The following is a 17,373-nucleotide window of genomic DNA, read 5'->3' as shown; positions in this document are numbered from 1 at the left end:
ATACCGGATAGTCGGGCTGGGTTCGCCTGGCAAGTAGCCTGGTCAGGGTGCGGACTCTGCAGTGTCAGAAACGAGTGGTGTTTTTCGGGGCCGTCCGCGAGGGGCGGGCGAGGTGCGCCGTGTAGCGCGTGTTTTCAGGGAGTGAAGAAAATCATCGTCGGCCAGTGCCCACTGGCCAAAAAGGGCCTGCTCAATGCGCTCAATTTGCGATGAGGCGAGCCCATGCTCCAGAAGTTTGCGGTAATTGGCCTGACGGTCAAAAGGCGTGTTGCCGGTATGCCAGTAGTCGGGGTGGTCGGAGAGCAGATAGGCCAGGGCTGTGGCGCTGCCAGTGTGCGCGGCGGCGGACGACCATGGCCATGAACTGGGCTTGTCTACGACGTGCAACTGAACGGGCAAGGTTTCAAGCCATACCAAGCTAGGCAACACCCAGCGCCCGGGCTCAATGAGTGCACTGCGATAGCGGCCTTTATATACGCGCCCGTGGCGTATGCCAGCAGCCATGCGTCGCCCCAGGGCTTGCATAAGCCGTGACAGTGCCTGACGGTCAGGTGGCGTAGCGAGCAGGGTGATGCGGTCATTTAAAAGCAGCCACCCATGCAATGCCACCTGCTGTTCGCGCGCGTCGCGCTGCAGCCATTCTTGCAGCCTGTTCAGTTGAGTAAGGGGCGTTGGGTCTGAAGCCGCTGCAAGGGGCCGTGCGAACTCTGCCTGCACGAGTTGTGGGACATCGGGTGCATAAAGTCGAGGCAAACGCGCCATGAATAGTTTGATCTATGTAGTTGAACGTGTATTTTAACGCGTGCAGCGTATGTCTACATCCACTATCCTGAGTGTATGCGCGCCCATGCCTTTTTCCGGGCACGATGGCGTGCCACGGCAGGCTTCGCTGCCGGGCCAGCTGCCCAGGGCGGGATACAAGCCCTGCCATGCAGTGATAGCGGTATGGCTCAAGCAACATAGATCAACATCCTATGGAGAAAGCTCTATGCAGTCCAGCATTAATTCGACGTCAGGCACACCGCACAAAGCGCGCCTGCATATACGTAAGGTCGCCGTGTGTGGCGCAGGTGTCATGGGCGCACAAATCGCCGCCCATTGCGTAAATGCGGGCGTGCCCGTGGTGCTGTTTGACCTGGCCGCCAAAGAAGGCGATAAAAACGCCATTGTGTTGCGGGCGATTGCCCAGCTGAAAAAGCTCAAGCCTGCGCCACTGGGGGCGCCAGACCTGGCAGACTTGATTACGCCTGCTAATTACGATGAGGATCTGGGCCTGCTGGCCGGGTGCGACCTGGTTATCGAGGCCATTGCCGAGCGCCTGGACTGGAAGCGCGATTTATACAAAAAACTGGCCCCTGCCATCGGCCCAGACACCATGATTGCCAGCAATACATCAGGGTTGTCGATTACCGATCTTTCCAACTCATTGCCTGAGGGCGAGCGGCGTCGATATTGCGGCGTTCACTTTTTTAACCCACCGCGCTACATGCCGCTGGTTGAACTGATACCTACCGATGCGACAGACCCGGCATTGCTCGACGTGCTTGAAACCTTTCTGGTCTCGCAGCTGGGTAAAAGCGTGGTGCGGGCCAAAGACACGCCCAACTTTGTTGGGAATCGTATCGGTGTGTTTGGCATGCTGTCCACGTTCATACAGGCCGATAAGTATGGGCTTTCGTATGACTTGGTTGATGACCTCACGGGCACACGGCTGGGTCGCGCAAAATCGGGCACCTTCCGCACGGCTGACGTGGTTGGTCTGGATACTCTGGCGCATGTCATCGGTACCATGCGCGACCAGTTGCCCAACGACTCTTTTCACGCCCACTTTGGCGAACCAGCGGTACTGACAGCGCTCATCGCAAACGGCGCACTTGGTCAAAAGACGGGGGCAGGCTTTTACCGCAAAGAGGGCAAGGCCATTTTGCGGCTTGATCCCGCCAAACAGGAGTATGTGCAGGGCGGCGCCCACGCCAGTGACGCCGTTGCCGCCCTACTGGCCGAGCGCGACACCGCCAAAAAGCTCAAGGCGCTGCACGACTCCAGCGACCCCGAAGCGCAGTTTCTGTGGGCTATTTTGCGTGACAGCTTTCATTACAGCGCCGTTCATTTGGCCGATATCGCCGACACCGCCGCACATATAGACCTTGCCATGAAGTGGGGTTTTGGTCACGCCCAAGGCCCCTTCGAAATCTGGCAGGCCGCGGGCTGGCGCCAGGTTGCGGGCTGGATCGCGGACGACATCAAGGCGGGCAAAGCACTTTCCAGCCAAGCTTTGCCGCAATGGGTTACTCAGGGGCCCGTGTGGGAAGCGCAAGGCGTGCACACGCCGCAAGGCTCATGGAACCCACGCACAGAGCGCTTCCAGGGGCGCAGTGAGCTGCCGGTATATGCACGGCAGATCGGCGCGCCCCGTCTGGTGGGTGAAAACGACGATGTCGCACAAACTGTGGTTTATGAGAACGATGCCGTGCGCTGCTGGACGCTGGTTCAGCCGCATCCTCAAGATGTGCTAATTGTTTCCTTCAAGACCAAAATGCATACGCTTAGCCCCGACGTGGTCCGGGGTGTGATGCACGCGGTCGATCTTGCCGAAGCGTCATACAGTGCCCTGGTTATTGGTCAGTCTGGCGACCCCTTCTCCGCAGGTGCAGATCTCAAGGCGCTGCTGCCGGTGTTTGAGCAAGGCGGCGCGAAGGCGGTAGAGCCTGTAGAGCAAGAAATGCAAGACATGGTCATGCGTGTGCGCTATGCGCAAGTGCCTGTGGTCGCGGCGGTTGCGGGCATGGCGCTTGGCGGAGGCTGCGAGCTCTCGGTACATTGTGCGGCCCGTGTGGCGCATTTTGAAACCTATATCGGGCTGGTTGAAGCAGGCATAGGTCTGGTGCCGGGAGCCGGGGGGCTTACCTATTGTGCACGGCGGGCCGCCGAGCTGCAGGCGCTGGGTGCGCCTGACGCGCCTTTACTGGCTTACCTGAAACGTTTTGCACTGACCGTCGCCACGGCGCGGGTTTCTGCTTCGGCACTTGAAGCCAAAGAAATCGGTTATTTGCTGCCGTCTGATTCCATTGTCATGAACCGCCACGAGTTGTTGTATGTCGCTACGCGTGTGGCACGCACCATGGCGCAGTCAGGCTGGCGTCCACCTCTAGCGCGGCGTTTCCCTGTAGCGGGGCGCGACGGCATTGCCACGCTCAAGGCTCAGCTGCTCAATATGCGTGTAGGCGGCTTTATTTCAGACCACGATTACCTGGTGGCCGGGAAGGTGGCGCATGTTATGTGCGGGGGCGATATAGACCCAGGCTCGATGGTGGATGAGGCCTGGATGCTCAAACACGAGCGCGATGCCTTTCTTGAGCTGCTCGTCCATCCAAAAACCCAGGAGCGTATCACCGGCATGCTGAAAACTGGCAAGCCAGTGCGCAACTGATCGGCTCTCGCCTACAGGCGTAAGTCTTTCACCTGGAAGGGACGCCCAGAACGGCGTCCTGCATTGTGTACAAGATTAAGGAAACCGACATGGCACTACTGCAACACGCATACATCGTCGCGGCGACCCGCACTCCCATCGGCAAGGCGCCGCGCGGCATGTTTTCTCACACTCGACCCGACGACCTGCTCGCCACCGTGATCAAGGGCTTACTGGCCCAAGTACCCGGGCTGGATCCTGCGGCCATTGAAGATGCCATCGTAGGGTGCGCCATTCCAGAAGGCCCACAAGGGCTGAATGTGGCGCGATTAGGGGCATTGCTGGCTGGCTTGCCCACTTCAGTCGCGGGCGTGACGGTCAATCGTTTCTGCGCGTCGGGCCTTACCGCCATCGCCATGGCTGCTGATCGCATTCGCGTCGGTGAGGCCGACGTGCTGATCGCCGCCGGCACTGAATCCATGAGTCTGGTGCCCACCATGGGCGTCAGCACATCGTTTAATCCGGAAATTTTTACGCATGATGAAAACTTGGGCATTGCTTACGGCATGGGTCTGACGGGCGAGCAAGTGGCGCAGCAATGGAAAGTGTCACGCGAAGACCAGGACGCCTTTGCGCTGCGGTCACACCAGCGGGCTATAGCCGGCCAGAAGGCCGGCGAATTCGCGGACGAAATACTGCCTGTGGATATCGTGCGGCGTATGCCTGATCTGGCAGCAGCGGCGGCCGGCGTACCCGGCGACAACGTCATCGAACAACACACCACAGTCACACTGGACGAAGGCGCGCGTGCAGACACCAGCATGGAAGCCCTGGCCCGACTTCGGCCAGTGTTCGCGGCAAAAGGCACGGTGACGGCCGGCAACAGTTCGCAAATGTCAGATGGCGCCGGCGCGCTGCTGGTGGTGTCTGAGCGTGCCCTGAAGGAGCACAACCTGACGCCAATCGCTCGTTTCGTCTGCTTTGCCGTCAAAGGCGTACCACCCGAAATCATGGGCATAGGCCCCAAAGAGGCCATACCGCATGCGCTGAAGCTGGCTGGCCTGACGCTGGATCAAATGGGCTGGATAGAACTGAACGAAGCCTTTGCGGCCCAGTCGCTGGCGGTTATCCGTGATCTGGGCCTGAACCCCGATGTCGTCAACCCGCTGGGCGGTGCCATCGCCCTGGGGCATCCTTTGGGGGCAACGGGCGCCATACGTGCGGCAACGGTTATTCATGGCCTGCGACGCCGCAAGCTGGATTACGGCATGGTCACCATGTGCGTGGGCACAGGCATGGGCGCCGCTGGAATCTTTGAGCGCGTGTAGAACAGGCGTGGCCAGCCATGACTGGCCACTTTTTATAAGAACATAATGGTGTTTACCCGCATTCGTCAGCGGCTAACCCGCACTTTCTAAAAACAAAATGGCATGATGCAGAATGCCAAAGGCATACTGTACGACCCATACCTATAAATAATATGTCAGTGGCAGACTGACGGGCTTTTCAGCCTGACTGCCACGGGCCCCAGGAGACAAGCAAAATGACTGTAAAACGCGTATTTTCGATCGGCCTGCTGTCTTTGGCGTCTATGGCCACAGCTACAGCTTTCGCTGCCGACCTGACCATTGGCGCTGTGTTTCCTATGAGCGGGCCTAATGCAAGTTATGGCGATATCTTTGGTGGCGGATCAAACCTCGCTGTCGAACACATCAACGCCGATAACCTCATTAACGGCAAGCTCAGCATTCAGTACGAAGACAGCCAGGCGCTGCCCCAGCAAGGGGTGATTGCCATGAACAAACTGGTTAACGTCTCCAAAGTGCCGTATGTGCTTTCTGCCTTTACGGGCGTGTCCAAGGCCATATCCACGACTGCCACCCGTACCAAGACGGTAGCAATCAATGGCGGCGGAGTTGGCCCCGATCTGGCCGATCTGGGCCCGTATTTCTGGAACGTGATCCCATTGGTCAACGATGAGGTCAGGGCTGTTTTGCCGTACCTTATCAATGAGCGTAATTTGAAGCGTTTTGTGCTGGTCTATGTGGATGACCCGCTGGGCGAAAGCGTGAATAAAGAGCTTGCCGCAGGTGTACCCAAGCTGGGTGGGGAGCTGGTCGAGTCGCTTTCGGTACCCGTCACGTCACAGCAGTTTAGTGGCATTGCGGCCAGGGTGCGGGCAGCCAAACCTGACGTGGTGTATATCGCCTCTTATGGTGCGCAGCAGGCGCAGATGGTAAAGCAGTTTCGTGACAATGGCGTAAAGCAGCAAATTGTCAGCTACTCTGCATTCGCCATTCCTGAGATGCTGACCTTGCAGGAAGCAGAGGGCGCTCTGTTTACTACCCAGAGCGTCGACTGGCAGTCCAATGACCCCGTGACCAAGCGTTTTGTCGATGATTACAAAGCCAAGCACAACAAAATGCCCACGGCTTACGTCGCAAACTACTACAACGCGGTGCGTCTGTTTGGTCTGCTGGCACACGAGCTAGAGGCAAAAAAAGTACCCGTTACCGGTGAGGCCTTGCTGAATCAGCGCCTGGAAACCAAAGTCTTCGATCTGGTAGGTGGCAAGATTTCCTTTACTGAAAAGGGCACGGTGGTTAGCCCCATGCAGGTCAACGAGATCACCAAGGGCGGTACCAAGGCCGTAAAAGTGGTTTCTGAATAACCTGGAAGGCCCTGCGTCATGTTATTGCTACAGCTGTTGATTAACGGCGTGCAGGTGGGCGCGTTGTACGCGCTCATCGCCGTCGGTTTTTCGCTTATTTTCGGCTCGACCCGGGTTTTCCACTTTGCCCACGGTTCAACGTTTACCATTGCCGCGTACATTTTTTATTACGTTTATTCAGTGTCGCAGGCACATTGGCTGTTTGCGGTGCTGGCGGCTTCTGCGAGCGCCGTTATCTTTGGTGTCATCATGGACCGCTGGGTGTATGCCCCCATCCAGCGCCATGAGGGTTCATTTTTTACGGTGTTCGTTGCCTCGCTGGGGGCGGGTATTGTTGTGCAGAACGTGATCGGCATGGTGTTTGGCCGTGGTTTCGTTTCGGTTAATACCCCGCTGTCCAACAGCATAGAGGTTATTTCCGGCCTGTACGTGTCGCCATTGTCAGGCATTGCCATTGTTTGTGCGCTGGTGTTCTTTGGGGGCCTGGGTCTGTTTCTGTCACGCACCAATGTGGGGACCGCCCTGCGCGCCCTGGCAGAAAACCCTGAACTTATTCGTGTGTATGGGTTAAGCCCACGCCGTCTCTCCACCATTGTCTTTGCGTTGGGATCGGTGCTGGTCATACCGGCTGCCATTCTTACCGCAGCCAGTTCAGGCCTGAACCCGGCCATGGCGCATCATGTCATGTTGATCAGTCTGGCAGCGACCATAGTGGGCGGCGTAGGCAGCCTGCGCGGTGCCGCCTGCGCAGGCTTGCTGTTGGGCTTAAGTGAGAACATCGCATTGATGTATCTGGGCCCTCAGTGGAGTGAAGCCGTCACATTTATTGTGCTGTTCTTGTTCATATTGTTCAGGCCGTCCGGTTTCTTCGGCCGTGCCATTGCTACCTGAGGTAACGAGTAGATGCTGGCTTACATACTTAACCTCGTTACGCTGATATCCATCAACGCGGTACTGGCTATTACCCTGAATTTCATCATGGGGTATGCGGGGATATTTTCGATTGCTCACGCAATTTTCTTTGGCGTGGGTGCCTACACGGCAGCGTACATGGCGCTGCACTTTAGCGCTTCGTTTTTTCTGGCGGTTCCGGTGGCCATGGTGGTGGCGGGCGTACTGTCGCTCATTCTTGCATTGCCGGCACTGCGTGTGCGTGGCGAGTATTTTGTGGCGGCATCGCTGGGTTTGCAGGTACTGGGCGTGACCATATTTGCCGAATGGAAATCGTTTACCGGGGGCCTGGGAGGCATTATCGGCATTCCCCCGGTCGATATTTTTGGCTTTGTGGTGGGCGATCCAACGCACTTCATGTTCCTGGCGCTGGCGTGTCTTGCCCTGGTCATATTCATAACCACGGCGCTGTTACGGTCCAGTTTCGGGCGCAATCTCAAGGCGATTCGAGACAGTGAGTCAGCGGCTCACGCTTTTGGCAAAAACGTGGCGATCATCAAGACGCTGTCGGTGGTGGTTTCATCGTCGCTGGCCGCTATTGCGGGGGCGCTATACGCCTTTTACCTGGGTTTTATCAACGTAGAAAGCTTCATGCTTGATACGTCCATACTGCTGATGGCAATGGTGATCATAGGCGGTACGGGCACGCTCGCGGGGCCTATTGTGGGTACCGTGCTGTTGATGCTGCTGCCCAGCCTGTTCAGCTATATGTGGTTTTTGCCGCAGACCGAGATCGGGTCCATACAGCAGATCGCCTATGGTGCAGCCATGGTGCTGCTGATGATTTTTCGCCCTGGCGGTATTGTTGGCGCTGATAAAGCAAAGGCGGTGACAAAATGACGGACTCTTCTACGCAAGATGTGTTGCTGCGTATTACCCATTTGCAAAAGCACTTCGGAGGCCTGCACGTTACCAATGACGTCACCCTCGATATGCGGGCCGGCATTGTCACCACGCTGGTGGGCCCCAATGGTGCTGGCAAAACGACATTGTTTAACCTTATTACCGGCCATCTCACCCCATCGGGCGGAGACATACTCTGGCAGGGCGAGTCTATTGTGGGGCAACCGCACTGGAAGATCGCCCGCAAAGGCGTGGCACGTACGTTTCAGGATTTACGCCTGTTTGACCAGATGACGGTTTACGAAAACGTACTTACTGTCACCGAGCCCGTATCCTGGCTGTGGCAGCCGGGAGGCCGAGCAGGGCGCAAGGCGCGTCAGGATAAGGTCATGCATATTCTCGAACGCACACGGCTGGCGGACAAGGCCAATGTGCGAGCCGTAGACCTGGCGTATGCAGAACGCAAGTTTCTGAGCCTGGCCCGCATCATGGCGACCGACGCCAAACTGTGGCTGCTGGATGAACCGGCGTCCGGTCTTGATCGGGGTTCATATGAACTGTTTCTCGAACTGTTGCGCTCCGAAGTGCGTAACGGGGTCACCGTCTGCATTATCGAGCACAATCTGGATATCGTTATCGGCATTTCCGACCGCATTGCATTTCTCGATCAAGGCAAGCTGCTGGCCGATGGAGACCCCGATACGGTGTTGAACGATCCGCATCTGGCGGCCATTTATTTTGGAGATCAGGCAGCATGACCAATACCGTGCTCAAGACGGAAGGCCTGGTGGTGGGGTACGGCGGGCGGCCGGTGCTGAACAACTTCAATTTTGAATTACGTCAGAATGAAGTCTTGTGTTTGATCGGTCACAACGGGGCGGGTAAGTCTACGCTGCTTAAATCACTGTTTGGTCTGATTCCGCATCAGGGTGGTGCCGTCTTTCTTGACGGCAAGCGCCAAGGCAAGCTAGAACCCCGGTTGCTTACGGCAGCAGGCTTGTCTCTGGTGCCCGAAGGCAGGGGTGTTTTCCCCGGGTTAACCGTCGCAGAAACCATGAAAATGGCCATGTGGGCTGCCGGCATTCCGAAAGCACTGCAATCGCAGCGCCTCGACTGGGTGATGTCGGTGCTGCCGGCCATGGGCAGTTTTTACCAGCAAAGAGCCGGAACGCTTTCTGGCGGCCAACAGCAAATTGTGTCAATTGGGCGGTCGCTATTAAGCCAGCCGCGTTGCCTGCTGATGGATGAGCCTTCTATCGGGCTTGCACCCAAACTGTTCCAGGATCTTGTGCTGCCCATACGCGAGCTGCAGCAAAAAACCGGGATGTCTATTTTGCTGGTCGAACAAAACGTTAAAGAAGCACTGAAAATTTCAGACCGGGTTCTAGTGATGAAGTCGGGCGCCATTATTAGTGAAGCCTTGCCAGAAGAACTGTCTGACAACGCCAAATTGATGGAGCTGTATTGATATGCAGCTGCTAAATACCCTGCCGGACGTGCTCGCGCACCATGTGGCCATCCGGCCCCATGACGTTGCCTTTATTGATGGCGATGAGACGGTTACCTTTGAGCAGTTCAGCCAGTTGTGCAGTCGTACGGCCGCCTGGCTTACTGCACAGGGCATAGAGCCAGACGACAGGGTGGCAGTATGGCTGGTTAATCGCATAGAGTGGTTGGCGCTGTATATTGGCTTGTCGCATATTGGCGCCACGCTGGTAACCGTCAATACCCGCTACCGTTCACATGAGCTGGAATACATCCTGGAGCGCTCCCGGGCCAGCATGCTGGTGCTCGAGCTTAACTTTCGCAAGATTGATTTTGCAGGCGTTCTGGCCGGGGTTGACCCCCAGGCCGCAAAGACGGTGCGGCGTGTCGTGGTGCTCAACCCCGAAGAGCCTATACCCCAAACCATACTGGGCAAGCCAACGGTTGCATTCCGTCTGGCTTCGTTGCCGCCACATAGCGTACCCGTCACCGGCACGGCAGACTCGCTCAACATTCTTTTTACAACCTCGGGTACGACCAGCGGCCCCAAGCTTGTCATGCATTCGCAACGCACGGTTGCGCTTCACAGCCAACGGGTTGCGCAGGCCTATGGTTTTGAACAGCCAGGCGCCTGCCTGCTTGCGTCGTTGCCGTTTTGTGGCGTGTTCGGCTTTAACGCGGTGTTTGCTGCCTTCGCTGCAGGCAAGCCCTCGGTCATGATGGATACCTTCGACGGGCCCGAGGCCGCGCGATTGATAAACCAGCATGGCATTACGCATTTGTTTGGCAGTGATGAAATGTTTCGGCGCATTCTGGACTATGGCGTCGGCGATACGCCGTTTCCGTCAGCGCGTGTTTTCGGCTTTGCCTCGTTCCATCCCCGCATGGAAGAGTTCGGGCGTGAGGCATGGCGTCGTGGTGTCCCTTTATATGGTTTGTACGGCTCAAGTGAAGTGCAGGCGCTGTTTTCAATAGGCCGGGAATCCACCGCAATGAGCGAGCGGCTCAAGGGCGGAGGCCTGCCGGCCAATAGCGCGGCGCAGATCCGGATTCGCGACATCGATACGGGCGAGATTCTGCCAGTGGGCCAAAGTGGCGCAATTGAGATCAAATCTGACACCAATTTCACTGGATACCTCGACAATCCGGATGAAACACGCAAAGTCATCGACGAAGATGGGTTTTTCCACACCGGAGACATAGGCTATCTGCGGGAAGATGGCAGCTTCGTCTATGTGGCGCGTCAGGGCGACGCCATTCGGCTGTCGGGGTATCTGGTGAGCCCTACCGAAATCGAAGACGTTCTGAAAGCGCAGCTGGGTGTCGCCAATGCCCAGGTGGTGTCGGTAGAGGTTGACGGCCAGGTGCGCTGCGCGGCGTTCGTGATTGCAGAGCACGGCGAGGTGCTGCAAGAGGCCGCACTGAAAGCCGCTGTAGCGGCGACGCTTGCGCCCTTCAAGGTGCCCGTGCGTATCTGGTCGGTGGCGGAGTTTCCGGTTACGCAAAGCTCAAACGGGTCGAAGATTCAGCGAGGCAAGCTGCGCGAAATGGCAGCGCAACGCATCAAGGAAACAGTATGAGCTCTTATTATCTTGAAGATTTTGCCGTGGACCAAGCCTTCCAAAGCGGCGGCCGCACCATTACAGAGGCAGACCTTACGTTTTTCTCTATGGTGTCAGGCGACTGGAACCCGCTGCATGTCGATGCCGAGTTTGCCAAAACGACGCGATTCGGGCAACGCGTTGTACATGGCGCATTGGGCATCGCGATCAGCACAGGCATGTTGCATGAGTTGGGCATTTTTCATGATTCCGTCATTGCCATGCTGGGTTTGCGCAACTGGAACTTTCTCGCCCCCTTGTTTGTGAATGACACCATACATCTAAAGCTAACCATTACCTCGGTCGACCTCGGCAAAAGCGGTAATAGCGGCAAGCTGGGCCGTCGCTTTCAGTTGATTAACCAGCATGGGGAAGTGGTCCAGGAAGGCGAAAGCGATGTGCTCGTGCTGACGCATCAAGGCGCAGAAAACAGAAAGAAATGACTGCTGGCGGGCCGGTCGGCTTGCAGGGCATGAAGCCAGGCGCGGGCGACTTTGAGGCCAGACGACGTGGCCTTAGTGGTTGGGTATCGGCCGCCGCGTAAAATAAGCCTGTAAGGTGGCTTTCTGCTGCCCGCGTACAGGATTTTTCCGTAATGATGGTGCTTGACACCCCGCTGCCAGGTTTGAAGCGCATCGAAACGCCCGTGTTTCATGATGATCGTGGCTTCTTCCTGGAAACCTTTCGTGCATCAAGCTATGCCAGCCTGCTTGGTTCTGGTGTGGCGTTCGTCCAGGATAACTTCAGCTATTCACGTCACGGCGTGCTGCGCGGCATGCACTACCAGGTAAAGCAGCCCCAAGGCAAGCTGGTACGCGTCGTGTATGGGCAGGTATTTGATGTGGTGGTTGATATGCGGCCAGCGTCGCCCACGTTTGGGCAATGGCATGGTATCAACCTGTCTGCCTGCGCAGCCAGGCAAGACGGCACCATCGGCGGCAATGCTCAAACCCCCGCTGCCACAGCACAGCCATCCGTCGAAACCCAATTGTGGATACCGCCAGGCTTTGCGCATGGGTTTCTGGTGCTTTCTGATCATGCCATGGTCGAATACAAATGCACGCAGACCTACCAGCCCGACGATGAGGCCTGTCTTAAGTGGGATGATGATGAAGTTGGCATCGCGTGGCCATCTTGCCAGCCCATACTCTCAGAAAAAGACCAGCGCGGCCTTAGCCTGAAAACCTTGCGTGCGACGGGTCGGTTGCCGTGATTGTGCTGCTTACGGGTGGCGGCGGGCAACTGGGGCGCTGCCTGCTGGATCGTATGCCCTCAACCTGGCGCGTTGCGGCACCCGCGCAGCATGAGCTCGACATCGTTAACGAGCAGGCCGTCCAGGCCTATGTGGCTGACTTGCGGCCGGCACTTATCATTAATGCGGCAGCGTATACCGCTGTCGACAATGCAGAGGATGACGTGCAGGCGGTCTACGACGTTAATGCCCACGGCGCCGAGAGCCTTGCCCGGGCGGCAGCCCGTAGTGGTGCCGGCCTGCTGCATGTTTCTACGGATTATGTGTTTGATGGTGGCAGTGACAGGCCTTACGTTGAAACAGATGCCGCCATGCCCCTTAACGTGTACGGTCACAGCAAGCGTGCAGGCGAAATGGCGGTGTTGCAGGCGCTGCCTCAGGCGATTGTTGTTCGCAGTTCTTGGCTGTTTAGCGAATACGGCAATAATTTTGTGCGCACCATGCTGCGGTTGGTGGTCAATGGCGCAGAGCAGGTGCAGGTGGTTGACGACCAGCTTGGGTTTCCGACGTATGCCGGCGACCTGGCAGATGTGCTTATTGCCCTTGCTGGTCGCATGCCTAATGTTGCCGCAGGCCTTTACCATTATTGTGGTGCAGGCAACGACACCACGCCGGTTTCCTGGTGCGAGTTTGCCCGCGCAATTTTTGACTGCGCAGACCGTGTGAGCCCGTGTCTGCAACTGCCCGTGTTGTTGCCCATCGATACCAGCGCTTACCCAACTGCAGCCAGACGCCCGATGTTTTCGGCACTGTCTTGCGAGAAGTTAGCCGCAGTTGGGCTGACAGGTCAGCAAACCTTGCCGCCATTGCTGAGTCGAACGTGGCGCGTCGCCTTGCAGCGGGTGGTGTGTCAGTTACTGCAACAACAGCGGGCTTGAGGGCTTCTTGGGGTACGGGCTTTTAGGGCGCGTGGCAGCGCAAAATACGCGTATACGCAGATGCCCAGATACTCAAATCCCAAGATACGCAGATGGCCAGATGCGCAGATAGCACATGCCCGGATTCGCACATGTCCGGACAGCCAACTATCAAACTACGCCCGCTGCCCCGATGCCAACATGTTTGCGGTGAAGGTCTATTTCTCCGGGCTGACTAACGTTCTATTTTGTGTTTACGGTCAGCCCCGAAATTGTTCCACCCAGTGCGCCGTTGATGCATCATGCCTTGCGTCGACGGGTGCGCCCGAAAGCTCGTCCAAAATACCTTTGGCCAGCACTTTGCCATACTCCACCCCCCATTGATCAAAGGGATTAATGCCCCACACCAGCCCTTGTACAAACACCTTGTGCTCATAAAGCGCCAGCAGTGCTCCGAGCGCATAGGGGGACAGACGCGGCAATACGATTAGCGTTGAAGGGCGGCCCCCTGCATGCACTTTGTGATGAGCCAGCCAGTGTGCCTTGTCGTTGTCCATGCCCTCGTCAAGGCATTGCTGCAGCGCTGCCTCGTAGCTTTTACCTTTGAGCAACGCCTCGCGCTGGGCGAGGCAGTTGGCGAGCAGGCGTTTGTGGTGTTCTGGCCAGCCATGGTCAGCCTGCTGGCAAACAATAAAGTCGACCGGTGCACCATCGCTGCCCTGATGCAGCCACTGAAAAAAGGTGTGTTGCGCGTCAGTGCCCGGCATACCCCACACAGCAGGCCCAGTTGGTATTTCGACGGCACCGCCGGCAAGGTCTGTAGACTTGCCCAATGATTCCATTTCCATTTGCTGTATGTAGGGCACCAGGCTGGAAAGACGAAAATCATAGGGTGCAATGTTCAGTGAGCCGTAGCCGAGCACGCTGCGATTGACGATGCCAGACATGGCCAGCTGAACAGGTGCGTTCAGGTGGACGGGCGCTTCGGCAAAATGGGCATCCATGGCCGAGGCACCGGCCTGCATGCCGGCAACCACATCGGTGTCCACCGATAGCGCAGTGGTAAGGCTTACCGAAGACCACAGCGAAAACCTGCCGCCCACCCAGTCCCAGAACGTGAACACATGATTTCGGGGGATACCCCATTTGTACGCAACCTCGGGTCGCGCAGTGATTGCTACGATCTGGTCATAGGGGTTTTCAACGCCGGCCGCCTTCAGCCATTCGAGCGCACGCTGGCCATTTTCAAGCGTTTCGGCCGTGGTAAACGATTTGGAGGCCAGCACAATAAGCGTGTCGTGGGCGTCCAGGCCTGCCAGCCCACCCTGTATGGCATGGCCATCGATATTGGCCACAAAATGCACGGTACGCCATGCGCCGGCATAGCCAAACGCGTCGACGGCCAGCCTTACGCCCCAGTCACTGCCGCCTATGCCAATATGCACAACATTACGCCAGCGCCGTTCAGAGTCGGCCTGGCGTACGAATTCAGTAAGTCGCTGACGTTCAGCAGCGACCTCATCAATAGGGTCGGGTTCGCGCAGCGCAGTATGCCAGGCCGCACGCTCCTCGGTAACATTGGCCATGCCGCCCTGCAGCAGGCGGTCGCGCATTAGCCCAAAATCGCGTGCCCGTAGCAACGCGTCGGTAGCCTCGGCAAGCGCGTCAGAATAACCTTGTCCACTTACATCGACATGCAACCCGGCTGCATTGATAATGCGCAGGCTGTGATCGTGTATTGGGGAATTGCGCGCCGCAGTTTCAAATACGGCCCACTCAGGGAGCAGACGCAGCGGTTGAAACCCGGACGGGCCAGTGAAGATAGATGAGTCGGCCACGACAACTCCTTTCGGGCACAGATGAAGGGGGTTCATTGTATAGCCCGAAAGAAAATAGCGAAGTATGTGCCAAAGGTGGCCCGCGACTAAAGGTGTGGGCTACAGCGCATGAGCGCGCATCGTCCGGCGCCGCCAGACGTGTGTGCGTCAGGTCAGATCAGCGGCGGCGCGGTGTACGAGCTACAGGTGTACGGCCGGCGATATGACGGAAAGTGATACGGCCTTTGCTCAGGTCGTACGGGGACATCTCGAGCGAGACTTTGTCACCGGCCAGTATGCGAATGTGATGCTTGCGCATTTTGCCGCCGGTGTAAGCAACAATGGGGTGCCCATTGTCGAGGGTGACGCGGAAACGTGAGTCGGGCAATACTTCGGTGACGAGCCCGCCCATTTCAATTAATTCTTCTTTGGCCATGTGTACTCCTGCAAAAAAACAATAGGTTCACGCTGATATGTGGGAGCCACCAGTGGAAGCTCGACCATCATGTACAGCGTGGCAATCTTGCAAGCGCGCAGAAAAAAAGCAAAGAGAAGGGGCCTATTCTGCAGCAAGCGATACCTGTCGCCTATAAGTGGCTAGAGGATGGTGATTGCTTCGTTAGCGCCTGGGAGCGCTGTGTGCTGCGTTTCGTGAGAAACGTGTATGGAACTAAAACCAGGCAGCATGCAAGACCATAAAAGGTATACCTGCAGCTGAAATGCGGTGGCATCTGAATTAGACGCGAAAGCTAGCGGGCATATGATGCAGGTGTGGCCCGACTAATTATGTACTGGTCTTGGTAGGGCTGCTAAAAACACAAAGCAAACAAATGCTTAGCCTCTATATGGTAACACGTGGCGTATCGATATACCAGAAGTTTATACTGCTGGCTTTGGGCGCGGTGCAATTTCGCTGCATCGCAATATTTTTTGTGGAAAACGCGGCTGGCCAGAGACACTATTGCGCCTCGATACAGTTAGCGCTTATAGAGCATGGGCATGAAAATTCTGGTTACCGGTGGCGCTGGCTTTATTGGTTCTGCGCTGATCCGGCATATTATCCGCCACAGCCACGACAGCGTGATCAATGTAGACAAGCTGACGTATGCAGGCAGCCTTGAGGCGCTCGAAGACGCCAGTGACAACCCGCGCTACCAGTTTGAACGCCTTGATATCTGCAACAGGGCCGGGCTTGATCGTGTATTTCAGAAACACCAACCAGATGCCGTCATGCATCTGGCAGCAGAGTCGCATGTGGATAAATCGATTGCTGGCCCGGCTGCCTTTATTGAAACAAACGTCGTCGGCACCTATACATTGCTTGAGGCCACCTATGCCTATTGGCGTCGCCTTGATACCTCCGCCCAGGCGAAGTTCCAATTTCTTCAGGTATCCACCGATGAAGTGTTTGGCGATCTTGGGTCATCAACGGCGCAGTTTACGGAAACCAGTGCTTATGCGCCCAGCTCGCCCTATTCTGCCAGCAAGGCCGGCGCTGATCATCTGGTGCGGGCCTGGCATCGCACCTATGGTCTGCCCACGTTGATTACGCACTGCTCGAATAACTATGGGCCTTACCAGTTTCCCGAAAAACTCATTCCTGTGATGATTGCTCACGCACTGGAAGGCAGGCCACTATCGCTTTATGGCGATGGCCTGCATGAGCGCGACTGGCTTTATGTCGAAGACCATGCGCGCGCCCTGCACACCGTTATTTCACATGCAGGACCAGGCACGTCATGGAATATTGGCGGTGATAGCGGGCAGCGCAATATCGACGTTGTACACACGCTTTGCGAGCTGCTGCAAGAGTTGACCCCCGCCCGGCCAGCAGGCGTACGGCATTATAAAGACCTGATCCGATCCGTCGATGACCGCCCCGGCCATGACAGGCGTTACAGCATTGACGCGTCAAAAATCCATAATGAGCTAGGCTGGACGCCGCACGAGACCTTTCAGACGGGCCTGCGAAAAACAGTAAAGTGGTACCTGGCTAACCGTGATTGGTGCGAGCATCGGCTTAACTTTACAGCGCAGAAGGAAGAGTAACCATGAGCAGACCACAACCATTACCGCGTTCGGCGTTTCAGGTGTTCGTTCCGATCACGACGCGATGGATGGACAATGATGTGTACGGCCACGTCAACAATGTTACCTACTACTCTTACTTCGATACCGCCGTCAACACCTATCTGATTGATCAGGGTGCACTCAATATCGAAGTCGGTGCAGTCATTGGCCTGGTTGTGGAAACGGGCTGTCAGTATTTTGAGCCTGTATCCTTTCCTGAAAACATTGAGGTCGGGTTTCGCGTTGCCCATCTTGGCAACAGCAGCGTTCGGTACGAACTGGCGGTTTTCAGGCAAGGGGCATCAAGCGCGGCGGCGCAGGGCCACTTTATACATGTGTATGTCGATCGCCAGACCCGACGGCCTGTTGCTTTACCTGGGGCCTTCAGAAGTGTGCTTGAGCCGTTGAGTTAGCTTT

At 56.7% G+C, this 17,373-nt stretch carries 16 protein-coding genes; 13 read left to right on the top strand and 3 right to left on the bottom strand.

What is annotated here, in order from left to right; all coding sequences use genetic code 11:
- Positions 1–42: 42 nt before the first annotated feature.
- On the bottom strand, positions 43–762 hold the full coding sequence (locus FQ179_RS20570) for a hypothetical protein (protein ID WP_149399286.1): 720 nt from the start codon (positions 760–762) through the stop codon (positions 43–45).
- A gap of 226 nt (positions 763–988) precedes the next feature.
- Here FQ179_RS20570 and FQ179_RS20565 point away from each other — a divergent pair, with 226 nt between their 5' ends.
- From FQ179_RS20565 to rfbD, 11 genes are all read left to right on the top strand, one after another.
- The gene (locus tag FQ179_RS20565) at positions 989–3,430 is read left to right on the top strand and encodes a 3-hydroxyacyl-CoA dehydrogenase/enoyl-CoA hydratase family protein (protein ID WP_149399284.1); all 2,442 of its coding nucleotides are present in this window, start codon (positions 989–991) and stop codon (positions 3,428–3,430) included.
- A gap of 89 nt (positions 3,431–3,519) precedes the next feature.
- Positions 3,520–4,737, top strand: a complete 1,218-nt coding sequence (locus FQ179_RS20560; protein WP_149399282.1) for an acetyl-CoA C-acyltransferase — start codon at positions 3,520–3,522, stop codon at positions 4,735–4,737.
- Between the two features lie 215 nt (positions 4,738–4,952).
- Complete coding sequence (locus FQ179_RS20555; protein ID WP_149399280.1) at positions 4,953–6,080, top strand: ABC transporter substrate-binding protein; 1,128 nt, start codon at positions 4,953–4,955, stop codon at positions 6,078–6,080.
- A gap of 18 nt (positions 6,081–6,098) precedes the next feature.
- Complete coding sequence (locus tag FQ179_RS20550) at positions 6,099–6,971, top strand: branched-chain amino acid ABC transporter permease (RefSeq protein WP_149399278.1); 873 nt, start codon at positions 6,099–6,101, stop codon at positions 6,969–6,971.
- A 12-nt stretch (positions 6,972–6,983) separates the two neighbouring features.
- Positions 6,984–7,871 carry a branched-chain amino acid ABC transporter permease gene (locus FQ179_RS20545; RefSeq protein ID WP_149399276.1) on the top strand — a complete coding sequence of 296 codons (888 nt, stop codon included), beginning with the start codon at positions 6,984–6,986 and terminating at the stop codon, positions 7,869–7,871.
- Complete coding sequence (locus tag FQ179_RS20540; protein ID WP_149399274.1) at positions 7,868–8,632, top strand: ABC transporter ATP-binding protein; 765 nt, start codon at positions 7,868–7,870, stop codon at positions 8,630–8,632. The genes FQ179_RS20545 and FQ179_RS20540 overlap by 4 nt, the downstream gene beginning before the upstream one ends.
- Entirely contained in the window at positions 8,629–9,342 is a 714-nt protein-coding gene (locus tag FQ179_RS20535; RefSeq protein ID WP_149399272.1) for an ABC transporter ATP-binding protein, read from the top strand. Before FQ179_RS20540 ends, FQ179_RS20535 begins: the two co-directional genes overlap by 4 nt.
- A 1-nt stretch (position 9,343) precedes the next feature.
- Positions 9,344–10,939 carry an AMP-binding protein gene (locus tag FQ179_RS20530; RefSeq protein ID WP_149399270.1) on the top strand — a complete coding sequence of 532 codons (1,596 nt, stop codon included), beginning with the start codon at positions 9,344–9,346 and terminating at the stop codon, positions 10,937–10,939.
- On the top strand, positions 10,936–11,403 hold the full coding sequence (locus FQ179_RS20525; RefSeq protein WP_149399268.1) for a MaoC/PaaZ C-terminal domain-containing protein: 468 nt from the start codon (positions 10,936–10,938) through the stop codon (positions 11,401–11,403). Before FQ179_RS20530 ends, FQ179_RS20525 begins: the two co-directional genes overlap by 4 nt.
- 152 nt (positions 11,404–11,555) lie before the next feature.
- A complete protein-coding gene (locus FQ179_RS20520; RefSeq protein WP_149399267.1) occupies positions 11,556–12,173 on the top strand; it encodes a dTDP-4-dehydrorhamnose 3,5-epimerase family protein in 618 nt (205 codons plus the stop codon).
- A complete protein-coding gene (rfbD, locus tag FQ179_RS20515; protein WP_149399265.1) occupies positions 12,170–13,090 on the top strand; it encodes a dTDP-4-dehydrorhamnose reductase in 921 nt (306 codons plus the stop codon). Before FQ179_RS20520 ends, rfbD begins: the two co-directional genes overlap by 4 nt.
- A gap of 239 nt (positions 13,091–13,329) precedes the next feature.
- Here the strand turns inward: rfbD and pgi are convergent, their stop codons facing one another.
- Both pgi and infA read right to left on the bottom strand, forming a co-directional pair.
- Complete coding sequence (gene pgi, locus FQ179_RS20510; protein WP_255475085.1) at positions 13,330–14,907, bottom strand: glucose-6-phosphate isomerase; 1,578 nt, start codon at positions 14,905–14,907, stop codon at positions 13,330–13,332.
- A 157-nt stretch (positions 14,908–15,064) separates the two neighbouring features.
- Positions 15,065–15,322, bottom strand: a complete 258-nt coding sequence (gene infA / locus FQ179_RS20505; RefSeq protein ID WP_149399261.1) for a translation initiation factor IF-1 — start codon at positions 15,320–15,322, stop codon at positions 15,065–15,067.
- A 563-nt stretch (positions 15,323–15,885) separates the two neighbouring features.
- Here infA and rfbB point away from each other — a divergent pair.
- Both rfbB and FQ179_RS20495 read left to right on the top strand, forming a co-directional pair.
- Positions 15,886–16,935, top strand: a complete 1,050-nt coding sequence (gene rfbB / locus FQ179_RS20500; protein ID WP_149399259.1) for a dTDP-glucose 4,6-dehydratase — start codon at positions 15,886–15,888, stop codon at positions 16,933–16,935.
- 2 nt (positions 16,936–16,937) lie between these two features.
- Positions 16,938–17,369, top strand: coding sequence for a thioesterase family protein (locus FQ179_RS20495; protein WP_149399258.1), 432 nt, complete (start codon positions 16,938–16,940; stop codon positions 17,367–17,369).
- The last annotated feature ends 4 nt before the right edge of the window (positions 17,370–17,373 follow it).

Source organism: Pusillimonas sp. ANT_WB101, from assembly GCF_008369125.1.
Lineage (GTDB): Bacteria > Pseudomonadota > Gammaproteobacteria > Burkholderiales > Burkholderiaceae_B > Allopusillimonas.
The sequence above is the reverse complement of the archived record's forward strand: the minus strand, read 5'-3'. Positions and strand labels throughout refer to the sequence as shown.

What these genes read in the sequence shown, in the direction of transcription:
- FQ179_RS20570 (WP_149399286.1), bottom strand. Translation starts at nt 762, where the DNA reads ATGGCGCGTTTGCCTCGACTTTATGCACCCGATGTCCCACAACTCGTG.
- FQ179_RS20565 (WP_149399284.1), top strand. Translation starts at nt 989, where the DNA reads ATGCAGTCCAGCATTAATTCGACGTCAGGCACACCGCACAAAGCGCGC.
- FQ179_RS20560 (WP_149399282.1), top strand. Translation starts at nt 3,520, where the DNA reads ATGGCACTACTGCAACACGCATACATCGTCGCGGCGACCCGCACTCCC.
- FQ179_RS20555 (WP_149399280.1), top strand. Translation starts at nt 4,953, where the DNA reads ATGACTGTAAAACGCGTATTTTCGATCGGCCTGCTGTCTTTGGCGTCT.
- FQ179_RS20550 (WP_149399278.1), top strand. Translation starts at nt 6,099, where the DNA reads ATGTTATTGCTACAGCTGTTGATTAACGGCGTGCAGGTGGGCGCGTTG.
- FQ179_RS20545 (WP_149399276.1), top strand. Translation starts at nt 6,984, where the DNA reads ATGCTGGCTTACATACTTAACCTCGTTACGCTGATATCCATCAACGCG.
- FQ179_RS20540 (WP_149399274.1), top strand. Translation starts at nt 7,868, where the DNA reads ATGACGGACTCTTCTACGCAAGATGTGTTGCTGCGTATTACCCATTTG.
- FQ179_RS20535 (WP_149399272.1), top strand. Translation starts at nt 8,629, where the DNA reads ATGACCAATACCGTGCTCAAGACGGAAGGCCTGGTGGTGGGGTACGGC.
- FQ179_RS20530 (WP_149399270.1), top strand. Translation starts at nt 9,344, where the DNA reads ATGCAGCTGCTAAATACCCTGCCGGACGTGCTCGCGCACCATGTGGCC.
- FQ179_RS20525 (WP_149399268.1), top strand. Translation starts at nt 10,936, where the DNA reads ATGAGCTCTTATTATCTTGAAGATTTTGCCGTGGACCAAGCCTTCCAA.
- FQ179_RS20520 (WP_149399267.1), top strand. Translation starts at nt 11,556, where the DNA reads ATGATGGTGCTTGACACCCCGCTGCCAGGTTTGAAGCGCATCGAAACG.
- infA (WP_149399261.1), bottom strand. Translation starts at nt 15,322, where the DNA reads ATGGCCAAAGAAGAATTAATTGAAATGGGCGGGCTCGTCACCGAAGTA.
- rfbB (WP_149399259.1), top strand. Translation starts at nt 15,886, where the DNA reads ATGAAAATTCTGGTTACCGGTGGCGCTGGCTTTATTGGTTCTGCGCTG.
- FQ179_RS20495 (WP_149399258.1), top strand. Translation starts at nt 16,938, where the DNA reads ATGAGCAGACCACAACCATTACCGCGTTCGGCGTTTCAGGTGTTCGTT.